This is a genomic window from Stenotrophomonas humi (assembly GCF_001431415.1).
Lineage (GTDB): Bacteria > Pseudomonadota > Gammaproteobacteria > Xanthomonadales > Xanthomonadaceae > Stenotrophomonas > Stenotrophomonas humi.
Map to the genome: position 1 here is coordinate 75676 of NZ_LDJI01000019.1, position 17003 is coordinate 92678.

Consider the following 17003-nt stretch of genomic DNA (forward strand, 5'->3'; position numbering starts at 1 on the left):
TACTATGTGGCGCTCACCCCGTCGCCCCCACCTCACCCACGACGGCGCCAAAATAACGTTAAGAAACAGGAGTTTGCATGTCTTCTGAGCTACTCAAGGCTTTGGCTCTGGATGTCACCAACGCTGGCACCTATCTGGGTAACGGAGAGTGGTCGACCGCCACCGGCGCGGGCGTCCTCAAGCCGCAGAACCCGACCACTGGCGAAGTGATCGCAGAAGTCCAGGCTACGACCGAGGCTGATTACGAAACCGTGATCGCCCGAGCGCAGGAAGCCTACAAGGTATGGCGCACCACCCCGGCCCCGCGCCGCGGCGAAGCCGTACGCCTGTGCGGCGAAGCACTGCGCAAGCACAAGGACGCGCTGGGCTCGCTGGTCGCACTGGAAATGGGCAAGTCCAAGCCGGAAGGCGACGGCGAAGTGCAGGAGATGATCGACATCGCCGACTTCGCGCTGGGCCAGAGCCGCATGCTGTACGGCTACACCATGCACTCCGAGCGTCCGGGTCATCGCATGTACGAGCAGTACCACCCGCTGGGTCTGGTCGGCATCATCTCGGCCTTCAACTTCCCGGTCGCGGTGTGGAGCTGGAATGCATTCCTGGCCGCCATCTGCGGTGACATCTGCATCTGGAAGCCGTCCAACAAGACCCCGCTGACCGCCATTGCCACGATGAAGATCTGCAATGACGCGCTGAAGGACGCCGGCTTCCCGAATCTGTTCTTCCTGATCAACGATGCCGGCACCGCGCTGTCGGAAAAGATGGTCGAAGACCGCCGTGTGCCGCTGATTTCCTTCACCGGCTCCACCCAGGTCGGCCGCACCGTCAACCAGAAGGTCGCCCAGCGTCTGGGTCGCTGCCTGCTGGAGCTGGGTGGCAACAACGCCATCATCATGGACGAGACCGCCGACCAGAAGCTGGCCGTGCCGGGCATCGTGTTCGGCGCCGTCGGCACCGCCGGCCAGCGCTGCACCACCACGCGCCGCCTGATCGTGCATGAATCCATCTACGACAACGTGCTGGCCACGCTGGTCAAGGCGTACACGCAGGTGGAAGGCAAGATCGGCGATCCGACCGATGCCGCCAACCTGATGGGTCCGCTGAACAGCCCCGAGGCCGTGCAGCAGTTCCTGGCCTCCATCGAGAAAGCCAAGGCCGCCGGTGGCAACGTCGAAATCGGCGGTACCGCCATCGACCGTCCGGGCAACTTCGTATTGCCGGCGATTGTTACCGGCCTGAAGAACAGCGACGAAATCGTCCAGCACGAAACCTTCGCCCCGATCCTGTACGTGATGAAGTACAGCACGCTGGACGAAGCCATCGACATGCAGAACGGCGTGCCGCAAGGCCTGTCCTCGTCCATCTTCACCACCAACCTGAAGACCGCCGAGAAGTTCCTGTCGGCTGCCGGCAGCGACTGCGGCATCGCCAACATCAACATCGGCACTTCCGGCGCCGAGATCGGTGGCGCCTTCGGCGGCGAGAAGGACACCGGCGGTGGCCGTGAGTCCGGCTCCGATGCCTGGAAGGTGTACATGCGTCGCCAGACCAACACCATCAACTACTCCGACTCGCTGCCGCTGGCCCAGGGCATCAAGTTCGACCTGTGATGGGAGCGGCTCCCGCCCCGGCGGGAGCCTTTGCATGCCGCGGACGGATTCTCCGTCCGCAGTCCGCATCTACAAGGAGGTCCAACCATGAGCATTCCCGCCCCCCGCCAGACCAGCAGCTATGCCGTGATCAGCCTGGTTGCCGGCATCCTCGGCTGGACCCTGCTGCCATTCCTGGGCAGCATCTGCGCCATCATCTTCGGCCACATGGGGCGCGGCGAGATCCGCCGCAGCGACGGCCAGATGGAAGGTGACGGGCTGGCAATTGCAGGTCTGATCCTGGGCTGGTTGTCAGTGGCGATGTGGGTCATCGGCATTCTGCTTTTCATCGTGTTCTTCGGTGGTCTGGCCTGGATCGCAGCCCTGAATTCGTGAGGTCCGCATGAGCCGCTCTGATTCAACCGAACGCTTCAGCAGCCGCGTCGCCGACTACGTCCGCTACCGTCCCGGCTACCCGCCTGCATTGCTGGAATGGTTGCATCGTGACATTGGCATACCGGCCGAAACGCAGGTCGCCGATATCGGCGCCGGCACCGGCATTTCCACCCGGCTTTTTCTGGCTGCCGGTCACCCGGTGATCGCGGTGGAGCCCAATGGCCCCATGCGTGAGGCTGCCGCGCAGTGGCTGGCCAATGACTACCCGCACCTCACGATGGTCGACGGCACTGCCGAAGCCACCACGCTGGCAGATGCCAGCGTTGGCCTGGTCGCCGCAGCGCAGGCCTTCCACTGGTTTGACACCAACGCGGTGCGCCGCGAATGGGCGCGCATCCTGCAGCCTGGTGGCATGGCGCTGGTGTTCTGGAACTCACGCCTGCTGGACGCCTCGCCTTTCCTTGTCGGCTACGAGCGGCTGTTGATCGACTACGGCACCGATTACACCGAGGTCGCCGAGCGTTACCAGAGCGATGACGAGATGCGCGCCTGGTTCGGTGACGGCCTGCGCGGCATCGCGCGCTTCCCGAACGTGCAGCATCTGGACCTGGACAGCCTGCGTGGCCGCCTGCTGTCCTCCTCGTACGCACCGCAGGCCGGGCATCCACGCCACCTTCCCATGCTGGCTGCCCTGCAGCAGTTGTTCGACACCTGCGCCGTCAACGGCCAGGTCGCCTTCGAGTACCAAACCCGTGCCTTCATCGGCACGTTGAACTGAGCTTATGTATTCCATTGCCCGCCCCTTTCTGTTTGCTTTAGACGCCGAGCGCGCGCACGGCCTGGCCCTGTCCGCGCTGGACCTGGCCTGGCGCACCGGCACCACACCGCTGGTCGCAAGCCGCGCCAAGCCGCTACCAACCAGCGTCTATGGTTTGAATTTCCCCAACCCCGTTGGCCTGGCCGCTGGCCTGGACAAGAACGGCGAGCACATCGATGCGCTGTTCGCGCTGGGTTTTGGCTTTGTCGAGATCGGCACCATCACCCCGCGCCCCCAGGAAGGCAATCCCAAGCCGCGTTTGTTCCGGCTGCCAAAGCATGGCGCCATCATCAACCGCATGGGCTTCAACAACCTGGGCGTGGATGTACTGGTGAAGAACGTCGAGCGCGTACGCAATCGGCCCGGCCCGCTTGGCATCAACATCGGCAAGAACAAGGACACCGCCAATGAAGACGCGCTGTCCGACTACCTGATCTGCATGGAAAGGGTTTATCCGCTGGCCGACTACATCACGGTCAATATTTCCTCGCCCAACACCGCCGGCCTGCGCGAGTTGCAGGAAGAGCAAGCGCTGCGTCGACTCGTTGGCGGGCTGCGTGAAGCGCAGGAACGGCTGGCCAGCCAGCACGGCCGCCGCGTGCCGATGCTGGTCAAAGTTGCACCGGACCTGAGCGACCGTGACATCGATGCCGCCGCGCGCGTGCTCGGCGAGCTCGGTGTGGATGGTGTCATCGCCACCAACACCACCATTGGCCGTGGAACGGTTGAAGCCGACCCGCTGGCAAAGGAGGCCGGCGGTTTGTCCGGCGTTCCGCTGCTGGGCCAATCCACGCTGGTGCTGCGTCGTCTGCGCGCACGCCTGCCGGAATCGGTGCCATTGATCGGCGTGGGCGGCATCAGTTCCGGTGCCGACGCCGTGGCCAAGATGGCCGCTGGCGCTTCGCTGGTGCAGTGCTATAGCGGCTTGATCTTCCAGGGCGCGGGCTTGATCGGTGACTGTGTGGAGGCGATCCGTCGCCGCCGCGAATCTCCCTCCGGAGGCGCCGTCGCACCGCTATGACGACCACTCCCCCCGCTTGGTCGCTCACCGAAAACGCTTCGCTGCAGCACCTCAATACCTTCCACGTCACCGCGCATGCACCCCGCCTGCTGCAGGTGAACGACCCGGCCTCGCTTCCCGAAGTGCTGGCCACCATCGTCGGCAACAACCCGCTGCTGGTACTTGGCAGCGGCAGCAATGTGCTGCTGGCTACCGACCCGGAAGGCACGGTACTGACCTTCGCCAACCGCGACATCACCATCCTCGAGCATCGCGCCGATCACGCCATCGTGCGCGCGGGTGCCGGCGTCAACTGGCATGAGCTGGTGGTGTGGTCACTGGGCGAAGGCCTGTCCGGCCTGGAAAACCTGGCCCTGATTCCCGGCACCGTCGGTGCCGCGCCGATCCAGAACATCGGGGCCTATGGCGCACAGGTGGGTGACTTCATCCAGACCGTTGAAGCCTGGGACACCCAGGAACAAACCTGGGCGCGACTGGACCAGGAAGCCTGCCGCTTCGGCTACCGCGACAGCCTGTTCAAGCACGAAGCCGACCGCTATCTGATCATCGCCGTCGAGTTTCGCTTGCCGTTGCTGCATGAGCTGCGACTGGATTACGCCGGCATCCGTGATGAGCTCAAGGCCATGGGCATTGATCTGCCCGCCGCCGCCGATGTCGCCAACGCCGTCATCGCCATTCGGCGTCGCAAGTTGCCCGACCCCGATGTGCTCGGCAACGCCGGCAGCTTCTTCAAGAACCCGGTGCTGCCACTGGACCAGGTGAACGTGCTGCTGCAGCACTATCCGGAGTTGCCGGTGTTTCCTGGCAATGACGAAGGCAACCGCAAAGTCTCCGCCGCCTGGATGATCGAAGCCAGCGGCTGGAAGGGACAGCGTGACGGCGATGCCGGCATCTCGCCCAATCACGCCCTGGTGCTGGTCAACCATGGCAGCGCGACCGGTGCGGAGCTGCTGGCGCTCGCCCGCCGCGTCTCCGCGTCCGTGCTCGAGAAGTTCGGCGTCCCCATCGAGCCGGAGCCACGACTGGTCGGCGCGCAGTGGTGAGCCGCACTGCAACGCCTTCTGCCATGTCCATCCCGGTACGCGCAGCGCTGTTGATGTTTGGCAGCGCGATGGCGTTTGGCCTGATGGCCATCGCCATCCGCTACGCCACCCGCTACGTGCCGACCCAGGAAGTGGCCTTCTTCCGCAACGCCTTCGGTCTGCTGGCGCTGTTGCCGATGCTGCTGCGGCCGGGCCACGGATCGCTGCGCACCCAGCAACTGCCCCGTTATTTCCTGCGCAGCGCCATCGGCCTGGCTTCGATGCTGTGCGGCTTCTGGGCGATTGGCCACCTGCCGCTGTCGCAGGCCATCTCGCTGTCGTATTCGACGCCTCTGTTCGTGACCATTGCCGCCGTGTTGTGGCTGGGCGAAAAGGTGCGCATCCGCCGTTGGGCGGCCGTGATCGCCGGCTTCATCGGCGTGCTGGTGATCGTGCGCCCGGGATCACATGGCTTCGAGGCGGGCAGCCTGATCGCAGTGCTGGCCGCCCTGCTCAGCGCACTGGTCGCCATCCAGATCAAGCAACTGACCCGCATCGACGGGCCTGACACCGTGGTCTTCTACACATACGTGTTCTGGGTGCCGCTGTCGTTGGTTCCCGCATTGTTTGTCTGGGTCTGGCCCACCGGCATCGCCTGGTTGTGGCTGCTGCTCACCGGCGTGATGGGTACCGCCGGCCAATTGTTGTGGACCCGCGCATTGAAGCTGGGTGAAGTTTCCGCGCTGACGCCCATCAGCTTCACCCAGCTGCCCCTGGTGGTGGTGATGGGCTGGCTGCTGTTCGGCGAGACCCTGGATCGCTGGACCGTGCTCGGCGCGCTGATCATTCTTGGCTCCAACGCCTACATTGCACATCGCGAAGCCGTGCTGGCCCGCAGGTCCGCCACGCAGCAACCCACCGCTGCGGCCAAGCCCGGCGAGTAAGCCTGGCATTAGAAGAACCTGCTCGCACAACGAACCGCAGAGCGCGCAGGCAGTGCCGAGCCATGCTCGGCGTGGCCTCACCAACAATCTTCCGGCCCAGCACGCTAGCGCGCTCTGTCGCCACCATGGCGTAGGCATGCCCCGCCCCCTCGCGGGAACGCCATAACCTGCAAATGAAAACCGCTTCCGCTGCAAATCCAGCCAATCAGCCAGCCGGCTTTGGATTATCGCGTCGGAACAATTCCCACTCCTCGATCTGCGATCCGTCAGGCAAGTGGCACACGCCGAACTCACCGCCGTCCTTGTCTTTGCTGATCTCCAGCTTGCCGCCCTTGCGGACGCAATGTTCCGAGGCAGGATTAGCCATGCCGATTCGCTGCGGCCCCGTATCAACCTTGGCTTCCTTCGGTGCGCAGCCCAGCAGAACTCCAGCGGCGGCGACCAACGCAAAACAGTACGCGAACGATTTCATGCTCCAGCACCTCAAGCGTATTGGATGACAGATAACGACAGCCAAGCTAGCAAAGAACAGGCCGAGGATCGGTGAACGAACAATGGCCCGGGCCTGATTTTGGCGAGGGATTCGGAGCGTTCCTCGGCAGTGACCGCATGGTCCGTGGAAGCCCCTCCCTGACCTGCTTGGCGACGCCCAGCTCAAGCAAAAAGGCAAGACCACCGGTGAACCACACCTTGTGAGAGACCTCCGATCCACCACATGCCGGGGAAACCGTATGCTCGAAGTGCATGCGAAACAAAGGGATGTGACCTTCAACTGTGAACGATCAACCTGCGAAGCGCTCAGTGGCAACTATCGGAACGCCAATCCCTTTGCGTGGAACGATACGGCCCTTGGCTCCAACTGCTAATGGCCCATTGAGCCAGGCCTGCTTTGTGTCCGGATCCCAAAGGTGCCATTGGCCGACCTCACTCCAAATGCGGTCAACGACCATGGGCGGGACTGAGATGACAATGCGATCTTCAATATGCGTAAGCAGGCTGACCACAGCGATACCTCAATAGCAGCGATCATATCCGGTTTGTCTGCTCGCACTCGAACGAATTGATGAGCGATCACCAGTCCAAGCCCGGATCTGCCGCCCGTGGATCGATCGTTCAGATCTGCAAGCGCTGCATTCCCAGCTAACTCAAGTGCCCGAGCGTCTCCGCAATGTGGCATAGACGGAGCACTGTCTGGCTAGCCATGAGGCACCATGGCAAGCACGATTCGCTGTGAAGCGTTCTCGATGATTCGATCCAATTGAAAGTAAAGCCCCCCCGCAAGAAGCCCTAGAAGAAGCCGAAGATCACCGAGAAGCAGATGGTCTGCATCCTGGATGGCCTGCATCCTGAAAGAGGTCGAGGCCGGCGCGAAAGTGATTGATACCTGTCGCAAGCACGGGATCAGCGAGCCGACGTATTAGTGTGGAGTTCTTAATACGCCGGCATGAAGGCGTCGCAGCCAGGGCAAACGGACGCCGAGCCAAAAATTGGCTCGAATGAAACGCATGCATACCGAGTTACAGCCCTGGCTGACGCCCACCGCGTTCCGCCAGCATCACAAACCGGAAAACCTCGAATCCAACCTGACATTGAATTACCGGAGTCAACAGCGACCTCTTGGCCAACCTGCGAATGAGCCATATCACGGCGCCATTTCCAATGCGCAACAGGAAAACTGATCACCGAATACGACTTGCGTTGACCTAAATCGGCTTGCGCAAGACGAAGTTGAGATTAGCGCGGGTGAAGGCGCGATGCGCCTCGACTCGATGAATATCGAATACTGCACGAAGCAAGCCATCGTCAATTCGGAGCGGCGCGTAATCACAGATAGCCGACTCGTACCCATCGAGCACAACGTGCTGATGAATGTCGCGCCCCAGCACCAACTCGAAATCGTGATATGAAACCCCACGTCCCCACCTAGTCAGCAGCAGCTCTCGCTCGTTGTCGGGGGCTACAGCGATAGCTTCGGCGAACCCACTGCGCGGCGAATGAGCGGCGTAGGATTGCATGACCTCCATCGGCAGCGCAGTAAAAAAAGGCAGCAAGCTAGTGTGCTCATCAAAACTACTAAGTCGATTGGGCGTATCAGCAACGAGCAGTAATCCCCCGGGGGAGAGCACATCCCATGCGGTGCGCAACGCCTGAGTCAACTCCTGGTATGTCATGTGTTCAAGCACGGCGCAGAAAACCACCAAATCTGCTCTTCTGCCCGACGTAACGAACTGGCTTTGAGGACCAAATAATTCCTGCCGTTGCTCGATATTATTGAGTCCGAAATAGGCTGCGCGTTGCGCAGCCGCCTGGACGGACGCAGGGTCTATCTCGAAACAGATCACCTCACGGACGTGAGGCGCAAAAGCCAGCGTGCTCGACCCCGTTCCAGAGCCGACTTCCAGCGCAACCATGTCACCCATGTTTGGCGCGACGCTCTGCACCCAAGGCAGCACATGATCGGAGAAAAACGTGAATCGCTTTTCGATGTGATCATCCAGATCTGCCTCAAACTGCGCGGTGCCCTTGACCGATTCTGACCAGCCCGCAAAGAAAGTATTCAACAAAACTTCGCGAAAGTGGCGACGATACTTGCCATCAAGAACCATCTTGCGCGATGGCTGGACCGCACTTGTCGTCTTGGAAGATACATCCAAACCATAGCGCAACAGCATCCGCTGTACGCCAGCCAAGTCCAAGGCTGCGGGGCTAGGATCAGACTTGTCACCGGCACGCTCATCGTCCTGAGCGAATCGATAGGCGTCCAACTGTGCATTCAGTTGCGCGATCCGCTCCAAATGCATGGCGCGCTGCTGCAGCAAACGATTGAACGGATAGACTTTCTTGATGATGCGCTCCAGGGCTCTCATTTGGCGTCCTTTGATGGTCAACACATCATAATACTTTCGATCTTCAGTCCCGCCGCACCATCAAGCATTGGACGCTCGATGACCTCACGCGCATCACTGACCATGCAGGGCCTGCGATGTGCGCAATCAACCAAGTTGTATCGCAAACGCTGGCGCCCGGAACTGACCGCGGAGCCGCATCGCGTTAATGGTAGCGACGCTGCACTCCACAACACCACATTCGACTTCCATGACCGGCCTATCAAATTATCAGTCGGATGCTGCTTCATGACCGCTGGGCGGATGACTGTTGCTCCCATCGGCAATGAGGGCAACGGGGCCTGCCATTGCAACCTTCATGACATGCTTGAGCGAATGCCTCACAGCTTACATATCCCAACTCTTCGACCTAGGCCCAGACAGATGGGCTCTTCCCTTCGCAGGGTGAACACTTCCAGGAAAGCCGATGATCGGCAAAAAAGGAGCGCCTCTCCAAGGGTAGAAAGTTCAACGCCGAGTTCAAGCATGAGGTCGTTGACCCTATCCGCCACACAGGTGCCGGCATCAATCAGATGACCCGGCATTGGCGTTCGTGTCAGGTCCTGGACCCTTGGCGAGACGAACGGGAGAGGGCCAAGACGAATGCGTTCACTAGCTCGCCTCGTGTGATCAAGAGATGGCTCCGCTCAAGCGTGAGCTGGCAAGGGCAAGGGAGAGAGCGTTTTCGGATGATACGGGAGCACATTTCGCCAGGGAATCGAGCTGGAGTTCCAGACAACCCAATGCTGTCGCGACCTCTATCCCGCTCAGCTACTGTTGATGCGTGAAAGTGTCGACCAATGGATTCCATTGCCCTGGGAAAATTGACTCAGGCTCACTCACAAGATCAATAGCCAAGCTCCTCTGATGCAGATACGCACCTACCATGAGGCTGGTGGCGATTTCATGGGCAGGCCGATCGTGCAAGGAGCCACTTTGAACGAGACCTCGTGGCGCTGGAACCTGACACCAGATGCCTCCTCCAATACGAAGGAGTATCTAGTGCGATTGGAAATCGCCGTGGTCGGCACGCTGGCTGAGCTACTCGCCCAGTGCCGAAACTCGGTAGTCTCCCCGTTCCTGATTCACCGACTGCCGGAGAAGGCGCGCCCCAGCAACATGCGGGCGAAGGACCGAGAGCATCCCACACAGGCCCTACCGGAGCAGCTGTCGCGCGCGTTCGCGACTGCATGCGACAACGCAGATGTCGACATGGAGAACCCGCCGACGTTCCATTAAACCCACAGCTCGGGCGGCGCGTTCTTGAAAGATGAAGGATGGACGAACGAGCAGATCCAGGCGTTGATGGAGCACAGCACCGTGGCGATGACCAAGCACTATCTCGGTGACCAGGAGGCACCTTGACAGGCTGTAACCACTGGCATTTCGTTGCCGCGATAGTGGACGAATAGTAGACACTTAGTGACCACAACGAAAAAGGGCCTGCGCAATGAAGCGCAAGCCCTTGTCCGTGTTGCAGTAATTGGTCGGGACGGCCGGATTTGAACCGACGACCCTCTGCCCCCCAGGCAGTGGTTCTAAACCGGATAAGGCCTTCATTTGTATATGAAATGCCTAGCCATGATGTTGGTCTGAACCTATCAATTCCGACACATATGCCTCAATGACTTACAGCCGGATAAGGTGGGAAATCAGGCCGCTCCATCCGGCTCCCACCGAGCGGCCATCGCCTCAAATCTGGCCGCCTCCCGCCTGAGCCGATCAGCACCGGCACGGAATCTCGCCCCCACTATCCCGCTCATCACATCCGATCGTCACGGAGAGCCTATGGTGAAGGGATGGGCGCCCCTCGCGTCCGAGGTAACACCGTGGACTACGATGAGGCTCGTGCGGACCTGGACGACTTTGCACAAGAGATGACCGTCGCGTCACATACTTGGACTTACTCCCAGCGACTCGAAAAGCTGCGCTTCCTTCAAATTCTCACGAAACGCGCTTTGCGAGCGGCAGTGGGCACCGGCAACGAGGCAGAGCTACGCAGCGGCATAGAAACCTTGCTTGACCGCATCAGAAGCACGACAGCCGTTGCCGAGCAGCTTCAAAAATTGAGGGACAGCTATCGCAGCTGACGGCCCTCAGCCTAGATAGTTGACTGATTCATCCGGATGCGACACCTCGAGTCTGAATGACCGCGCCCTGCATCGCTGGCCGCTCGCCGGTATCCTTCCCTGCCATGGCAGCACCGTCCGACCTGCACTCTCTGGCTCGCTCCCTCCCGGATGCTCCCGGCGTGTACACCTTTCATGGCGACCATGATGCACCCCTCTACATAGGGAAGAGCATCCATATACGTCGACGCGTGATGGATCACCTGTGCACCCCTGATGAGGCCAGGCTGGCTGCCATGACGCGGCGTTTCTCATTCGTGCGCACCGCTGGAGATATTGGGGCGCAGCTTTTGGAAGCCCAGCAGGTGAAGCTGCAACAACCTCTCTTCAACAAGCGCCTTCGGCGGAACCGGCGCCTCTGCACAATTACCCTGGAACGTGGAGAGCTGCACATCAGGAACGTGCATGATGCCGGCGATGCCGCCACCTACGGCCTGTTCCCAAGCCGATACGCCGCGATCGAGATGCTTCGCGACCTGGCTGACGACCATCTCCTCTGCTATGGCGAGCTTGGTATCGAAAAGGTCACCTCGGGGCGGCCGTGCTTCCGGCATGCCCTCCGTCGTTGTGTGGGCGTGTGCTGCGATAAGGAATCGAAAGAAGACCACCGACAGCGTCTGCTGACTGCCCTGATCGATCGCCATGTACAGGCGTGGCCCTACACCGGCGCCATCGGCATCGTTGAACGCACCGAAGACATGCAACAGATCCACGTCGTGCGGAACTGGTCTTACCTTGGAAGTGCTGACAATAAGAACGCAGCCAAGCGCCTAGCCAAACCCACACCTTGGTTTGATCGGGACGGTTACAAGATCCTCGTGCGGCCCTTGCTCTCAAACGGGTGCGAGCTGGTCGACCTCAGCCTGTAAACCTCGCAAGCCAGGGTCAGACCTAGCCTCCCAGATCGGTTCGCCTGGCAAGACTCCGCCGTAGACGCCCCCCCTTCCCCTGCTCGCAGGATGCAGCGCCAAGTTCTCCAGCATCCACTTCTGTTTGCGCGCGACCTTAGCACGCAGCTCCGCCTCATGGCGCATCACCCACAGCTCAGCGCCATGCCGGCCGGCCGCAAAGTCGGTACAACGGCGCGTGAGAAGCGGAGCGCTGACGCCGTCGTCCAGATGCAGCCGGGCAACCCTGCCGCCACCGAGACGATCGAGCATAGACACCAGCGCCTCACCCTTGCCTTCTCAGACACAGGCCAGCCATACGAACGCGGCGACTCCGATGATCTGAACCGCGATTACCACCCAGTAGATCACCGGCTGCTGAGCACGACTAATTTCAATGAGTGATGAAGCACTCAGCACTTGGCCAGAACGAATTGCAATCAGGGTTAGGACACCCAGCAGCAGAGCCGCCGTCGAAAAAATGAATGATTCGGTCGAGGGGTGCATTGCAGTCTCCAGTCTGAGCTATATCACCCGATCCAATTCGAGCAACGAGGCGGCTATGCCCATCACTCCGCTTGATCCTCAAGCAATAGCAGTAACAACAATTATGTCGTTTGTCGTCGAAGTAGGCCTAAAGCCGTTGAAGGCTCTTCGAGTCGGGAGCGAACCGAGGCCAGCATGCCGCTCGTAACCTTGGTCGAACTAGCGCCCCCATCAAAGAGAGCCTAACGATCAGTAGAAATGGGGGGCGCATAGCTCGTAAGCGCACATTGCACCTTTCGCTCTGAAGCGCATATAACGTGGTCCAGTTGGGCGGCGCGCAACCTGAGCCTCCCAATGAAACTCACACCCTAGTAACGCGCGACGGTCCATACAGGAGCTTAAAGGAACTGGGGGGACCCACAAGGAGGTCCCGAATGGGAAGCGTAGAGCTGTATTTAGAAGGTCCTGGGCAAGAACGACGCCCAGTCACTCAGAATTCAACAGAGACGATATCCGGGGATGAAGCGGGTCAGATTTTAGACCTTGCGGTAATCAGCCCTATTCAATTCAACGTGCTCGTCGATGCTGACGGAAACCTCGCTCGACAGGTTGATCGCGAAGGATATCGCTACAGGTTCAGCGGCTCGGAAATCACCTGGTCGTTGAGCGTTGGATAGAACAAGGGCCCCTTCATAGGGGCCTTTGCTTTTGGGTACCAACTAAGGACAATACCCCCTGCCCAAAGTCTGTATGACGGCCTTGGATGGTTCAGGGAAAACAACCTCAACGTGTACGGCATCACGCTATGACCCCAGACGGTGCACTTCCCACCTTTGCCGAGCAGATGTTCCTGTCCAACGCGACAGTGAGGCAATACTCAAGGGGTGACCTGATCGTGCGGCGCGACTCGAGGACATCAGGATTTCTCGGGGTACTAGACGGTCACGTCCGATACGCAACCGAAGCGGGAGCGGCCAAATATTTCAGCTCCCTACTGGGGCCGCGACAGTGGTTTGGAGAGACAATCCTATTGGACTCGCACGCCCTGCCATTCCGCGCTGTCGCCGCCGATGATTGTGAGATCGCTGCCGTAAGTCCCCGTTCTTTTCAGAAAATCATTCAATCGGACACGAGAGCCTTGCTCGCGGTCACGCGCTTGATTTGCGTGCGACAACGGCAGGTTCTCGCATCAGCTGCCGGCGACGATGATGGCGTGGTGTCTAGCCGACTTGCGCGGCGGGTGATTGAAGCAAGCGACACCGGAACAAGGATGTCGCAGAGCGATCTGGCCGATCTCATTGGCGTACAAAGACTCAAGGTCAATCGCCTGTTGATGCGCTGGACCCAAGCAGGAATTGTAGAAACAGGCTACGGCTCTGTGCGTGTTATTGATCGCGAAGCCTTGGAAGAAATCAGTGCTTCTCGCCGCGACGCCTCCTGAGCCACCCCCAAGGTCGACGACACTCCCCCAGGAGACTTGGCCCTTTGGCCAAGGGAAGAACACTGGAAGGAAATAGCCGGTTCACGACGAGCCTTTCGGGCGTCAACCGCTGAGGCTAGTCAGAGGCCCGGCTCTGCGGAGAACAGGGGGACTGTCACCGCAGTGGGATTACAGGTCAGACAGGTCATTCATTGACGGTGACCTGACCCGCTTGTTGTCAAATATCTAAGGACGCGACCGCGGGTTCGCGCGACCGGCAAGCTGAGGCCTTGCCTTCGGCTTCACAGGACGAGGTCTAGATTCACCCCTCAAGCCGAATTGTTCGCAGCACAGCAGTCGTCATGAAGCCAGACAAAGACAGAGAGTTCACCATGCGCGCGCTTGTCGCATTCATCGTCTTTGGAATCCTCTGGATAGTATTCCTGTACGCAACCATTGCCTGGTCGCCGGGCGCGCTCAGTGACCTATTCGGAGCGCTGCCTCCGTAAACACCAAGCATAGTTGGTACCCATGGAGTCCTCGCCCGCGCGCACCCAGAGAGTGAGCTTCAGGGGAAGGTCTGAAGCTACAGGCCAGCAGCGGCCAGCCTTCGCTCTACGGCATCAAGCCGATGCGCAAGCCCGCGCGCAATGAAGGCCAGCAGCTCATCCATCCGGAAGCTGTATCGGTCGCCAGCGGTTCGATGCTCCTGCACCACTTCGCCTTCATCGCCCAGCACCTCCAGAAGCTCGTCCCACGCGTCGTAGCAGATGAACCCACGGGCGAACGGATCGAGTCCATGCGACCGCATGACCTCGATAGCGCGTTGCACGGTTAGGCCGATATGCTCCCGGGCAGCCTCGCCCTTGGCGCCGACCATTTCCAGCCACTTATAGGCGCCGATCTCCCCGCCCAGCTCGATGGCTGCGGCAAGCTCTGCGGCAGTCAGCGGACGAACCGGCGTCTTCTCCCGGGCATCCGAAGTGTTGATCGTGCCGGTCCCGGCATAGACAACTGAAAAGCGCGCGCTTGCGGTGCCTGCGCTGTAAAGGTTGTCATCGCTCTGGTAGAGAGGGCCATTGAATAGGAAGCCATCGGATACCAATCGGAAGCGGCGACTGAAATTAAACGCGGAGACTTCAAGAAATCCCGCGGCGTTACGGTTCGCGATGTAGCCGTTCCGGTCGGTCGCGGTACCGTACCCGGCTCCGACATCGATTACAGGCACGTCCAGGTTGTCGTCGTAGAAGACAAATCGAGAGGAGTTCCCCCGCAGACTCACCGCGCCTGTGATCGAGCCCCCCGTCTTGTCGTACTTTCCCGCAAGCGCAGACGCATCGGCTTTTGTAGCAGGGGCAATCCCTGCCCAGGCAGTGAGGTTCGCTGATGCCGGCTGCGCCCCCACATCGGCCGCACCGAGCACAACCGCCCCTGCCTTAGTGTTCACCGACTGCACTGGTGCGGCAGCTGCCGCCTCGGACACCGTGGTGTACTGCGCGTGCGGATCCGTCTGGGCTACGTGTGCGGCGATGGCCACTGCAGCCCGAGCATCGGCCCGACCATCGGTGTAGTACAGGTTGGCCGCGCCCTCGCTCAGATCGTCCGTCGTCGCCACGCTGGTGCCGGTCTTGCGCCCCTTCGCGTCGAAGGCCGTCTTCTGCAGCGTGCCGCCGCCTCCGTCTGGAACATCGGCAAGGGCGACAGCCGGATTCCCGGCAACGCCGTCGGCGTTCTCGACCTCGATGCCCTCGCCTGCCTCAATCGTGCGCTGGTACCACTCACCATCGGCATCGCGCGTGGTGAACCCAACGCCGGCAAGCTTGGCGAGCTTCTGGATGTTCGACGGGATCTCGCGGATCAACTTCCAAAGCGTTGGAGCCATGCCGCCGGTCGAGCTATCAACCGCAGGATTCTTGATCTCGCCGAGTTTCACGATGGTTCCGTCGGGCCAGCGCAGATCACGGCCCACGGTAGCACCAGGCGTTGCCTCTCCACCGACTCGGACGACTCGCCCGAGCTGGTCCTTCAGCTTGATCTTGCTGCCGGCCATCAGCGTGCGGTCTCCACCGCGCAGCCGGCGGCAATCACCGCATCGCGGTCAGCCTTCCAGCCGCTCCACAGCCAATCGATCACTGCGGCATCGGCGTCGCCTGCTGCAACAATTCGTGCCGCGCTGTTGAAGCGCCCTGCGGCACTGGCTTGGACGGCATTGGGGGCAGCACCACCGGTGCCGGTTCCGGGCGCAGTACAGGACCACTGCGGCTGCAGCTGCACATCACCGCGGCGGAGAGCAGCAGCAAGATCGCCTTTGGCACGTTTCGCATCTTTGAGGGCCTCCTGGTAGCGGGTGTCGTTCTCTTGTCGGCTGGTGGCCAGCGTCTGGGATGCAGCCTTCGCCTTGGCGGCCACAGCAGCGGTGGCGTCGGCCAGGCCCTGCAGGGTTGCTGCGTGGGCAGCGTTGTCGTCGGTGTGCGCCTTGGCTTCGGCCTCGTACTTGCCCTGCCAATGCGAAGCGCCCCAGCGGTAGCCCAGCACCACCAGCGGGACGGCAAGCGCTGCGATCAGCCCCCAGCGGATCAGGTCGGCATATGGCCGCAGGGGATCGAGATTGATCACTGCGGCACCTCGATGTTGTGCTTCTTCAGCTCGAACTCCAGCCGCATGATTCGCATCGTCAGCTCGTAGACCTTCGTCTCAGCTTCGCGGCGGGCCTTGCGTTCTTCGTCCAGTCCCGTTTCCAGCGTGACGAGCCGCGCCTCCTGGGACGCAATGCGCTCACCCAACTGGCCGATCAATCGGTCGTTTGCCTTGGCCTCAGGCGACAAGAAGCGATCCCATGCCATCTTGCCCAGCAGGAAGAGAACGCCAAGGCCGCTGCCCACGCCCCACATGTTCGTGTCTTCCATCAGTCGCGCACCTCGCCACCGGCTTGGCGATACACGTCCAGCAGGCGGTCCAACTTCTGCTCATGCTGGCCATAACCGGCGCCTGGCAGGCTCGCCCAGATGTTCCGCACTTTGGCGATAGCCTCTGTGATCTTGCCAGCCTGGATCAGAGGCAGCGCCCGCCTTTCGCGGATCTGCTGCAGCGCGATCAGGTCTTGGCTCAACGGCGAGAAGTCGCGCAGGTTGAGCGTCTTGCGGTAGGCGTCGTAGTAGCGGCGCAGCAGCTGGTAGCGTCCGGCAGCCGTGGACTGGATGCCGAGCTTAGGCAAATCGACCAACACGCGCGGGTGATCAGCGTAGCTGCGGAACAGCTGGCCGCCGACGATTACGTCGTATCCGCGGTCCCGCGTCGGCTGCCTGCCGTTATCCGTGCCCTCCGACCAGGCGAGCATCTGGAGGAACGCTGTGACGTTGCGCCCCCCTGCTGCGGTCTCTGAAATCTCGGCCATCTGTCTGCATGCC

At 60.9% G+C, this 17003-nt stretch carries 17 protein-coding genes and 1 pseudogene; 11 read left to right on the forward strand and 7 right to left on the reverse strand.

The window, feature by feature from the left end; translation table 11 throughout:
• The first annotated feature begins 77 nt into the window (after positions 1-77).
• The 6 genes from amaB (at position 78) to ABB26_RS09845 (ending at position 5789) form a co-directional block, all read left to right on the forward strand.
• Positions 78-1610: an L-piperidine-6-carboxylate dehydrogenase gene (amaB, locus tag ABB26_RS09820; protein ID WP_057633600.1), complete on the forward strand. Its 1533-nt coding sequence runs from the start codon at positions 78-80 to the stop codon at positions 1608-1610.
• A gap of 87 nt (positions 1611-1697) precedes the next feature.
• A complete protein-coding gene (locus ABB26_RS09825; RefSeq protein ID WP_057633602.1) occupies positions 1698-1985 on the forward strand; it encodes a DUF4190 domain-containing protein in 288 nt (95 codons plus the stop codon).
• A 7-nt stretch (positions 1986-1992) separates the two neighbouring features.
• A complete protein-coding gene (locus tag ABB26_RS09830) occupies positions 1993-2763 on the forward strand; it encodes a class I SAM-dependent methyltransferase (RefSeq protein ID WP_057633603.1) in 771 nt (256 codons plus the stop codon).
• 4 nt (positions 2764-2767) lie between these two features.
• Positions 2768-3823 carry a quinone-dependent dihydroorotate dehydrogenase gene (locus tag ABB26_RS09835; RefSeq protein ID WP_057633605.1) on the forward strand — a complete coding sequence of 352 codons (1056 nt, stop codon included), beginning with the start codon at positions 2768-2770 and terminating at the stop codon, positions 3821-3823.
• Complete coding sequence (murB, locus tag ABB26_RS09840; RefSeq protein ID WP_057633608.1) at positions 3820-4866, forward strand: UDP-N-acetylmuramate dehydrogenase; 1047 nt, start codon at positions 3820-3822, stop codon at positions 4864-4866. The genes ABB26_RS09835 and murB overlap by 4 nt, the downstream gene beginning before the upstream one ends.
• Positions 4867-4889: 23 nt before the next feature.
• The gene (locus ABB26_RS09845; protein WP_057633610.1) at positions 4890-5789 is read left to right on the forward strand and encodes a DMT family transporter; all 900 of its coding nucleotides are present in this window, start codon (positions 4890-4892) and stop codon (positions 5787-5789) included.
• A gap of 205 nt (positions 5790-5994) precedes the next feature.
• Here the strand turns inward: ABB26_RS09845 and ABB26_RS09850 are convergent, their stop codons facing one another.
• Positions 5995-6261, reverse strand: coding sequence for a putative hemolysin (locus tag ABB26_RS09850; protein ID WP_057633613.1), 267 nt, complete (start codon positions 6259-6261; stop codon positions 5995-5997).
• Between the two features lie 838 nt (positions 6262-7099).
• Between ABB26_RS09850 and ABB26_RS19700 the strand changes: the two are divergent.
• Positions 7100-7207, forward strand: a pseudogene (locus ABB26_RS19700) (transposase); the annotation flags it as partial.
• A 285-nt stretch (positions 7208-7492) separates the two neighbouring features.
• Here the strand turns inward: ABB26_RS19700 and ABB26_RS09855 are convergent.
• Positions 7493-8656: a class I SAM-dependent methyltransferase gene (locus ABB26_RS09855; protein WP_057633615.1), complete on the reverse strand. Its 1164-nt coding sequence runs from the start codon at positions 8654-8656 to the stop codon at positions 7493-7495.
• 885 nt (positions 8657-9541) lie between these two features.
• Here ABB26_RS09855 and ABB26_RS09860 point away from each other — a divergent pair.
• From ABB26_RS09860 to ABB26_RS09870, 3 genes are all read left to right on the forward strand, one after another.
• The gene (locus tag ABB26_RS09860; protein ID WP_057633617.1) at positions 9542-9913 is read left to right on the forward strand and encodes a hypothetical protein; all 372 of its coding nucleotides are present in this window, start codon (positions 9542-9544) and stop codon (positions 9911-9913) included.
• 590 nt (positions 9914-10503) lie between these two features.
• Positions 10504-10764 (forward strand): hypothetical protein, encoded by a 261-nt coding sequence (locus ABB26_RS09865; protein ID WP_152982626.1) that lies wholly within the window; start codon positions 10504-10506, stop codon positions 10762-10764.
• Positions 10765-10925: 161 nt separating this feature from the next.
• On the forward strand, positions 10926-11672 hold the full coding sequence (locus tag ABB26_RS09870; protein WP_161809034.1) for an endonuclease: 747 nt from the start codon (positions 10926-10928) through the stop codon (positions 11670-11672).
• Between the two features lie 318 nt (positions 11673-11990).
• Here ABB26_RS09870 and ABB26_RS18980 read toward each other — a convergent pair whose 3' ends face one another.
• Entirely contained in the window at positions 11991-12197 is a 207-nt protein-coding gene (locus ABB26_RS18980) for a hypothetical protein (protein ID WP_152982627.1), read from the reverse strand.
• Positions 12198-13020: 823 nt separating this feature from the next.
• On the opposite strand from ABB26_RS18980, the gene ABB26_RS09880 reads away from it, so the two are divergent.
• Positions 13021-13617: a Crp/Fnr family transcriptional regulator gene (locus ABB26_RS09880; RefSeq protein ID WP_245626190.1), complete on the forward strand. Its 597-nt coding sequence runs from the start codon at positions 13021-13023 to the stop codon at positions 13615-13617.
• Between the two features lie 565 nt (positions 13618-14182).
• On the opposite strand, the gene ABB26_RS09885 is transcribed toward ABB26_RS09880, so the two are convergent.
• From ABB26_RS09885 to ABB26_RS09900, 4 genes are read right to left on the reverse strand one after another with little or no spacing between them, the layout of a single operon-like run.
• Positions 14183-15646 (reverse strand): tail fiber domain-containing protein, encoded by a 1464-nt coding sequence (locus ABB26_RS09885; RefSeq protein ID WP_057633629.1) that lies wholly within the window; start codon positions 15644-15646, stop codon positions 14183-14185.
• Entirely contained in the window at positions 15646-16212 is a 567-nt protein-coding gene (locus ABB26_RS18985; protein ID WP_057633631.1) for a hypothetical protein, read from the reverse strand. The genes ABB26_RS09885 and ABB26_RS18985 overlap by 1 nt, the downstream gene beginning before the upstream one ends.
• Complete coding sequence (locus ABB26_RS09895) at positions 16209-16502, reverse strand: hypothetical protein (RefSeq protein WP_057633633.1); 294 nt, start codon at positions 16500-16502, stop codon at positions 16209-16211. The genes ABB26_RS18985 and ABB26_RS09895 overlap by 4 nt, the downstream gene beginning before the upstream one ends.
• Positions 16502-16990, reverse strand: coding sequence for a glycoside hydrolase family 24 protein (locus ABB26_RS09900; protein WP_057633634.1), 489 nt, complete (start codon positions 16988-16990; stop codon positions 16502-16504). The genes ABB26_RS09895 and ABB26_RS09900 overlap by 1 nt, the downstream gene beginning before the upstream one ends.
• Positions 16991-17003 lie beyond the last annotated feature (13 nt).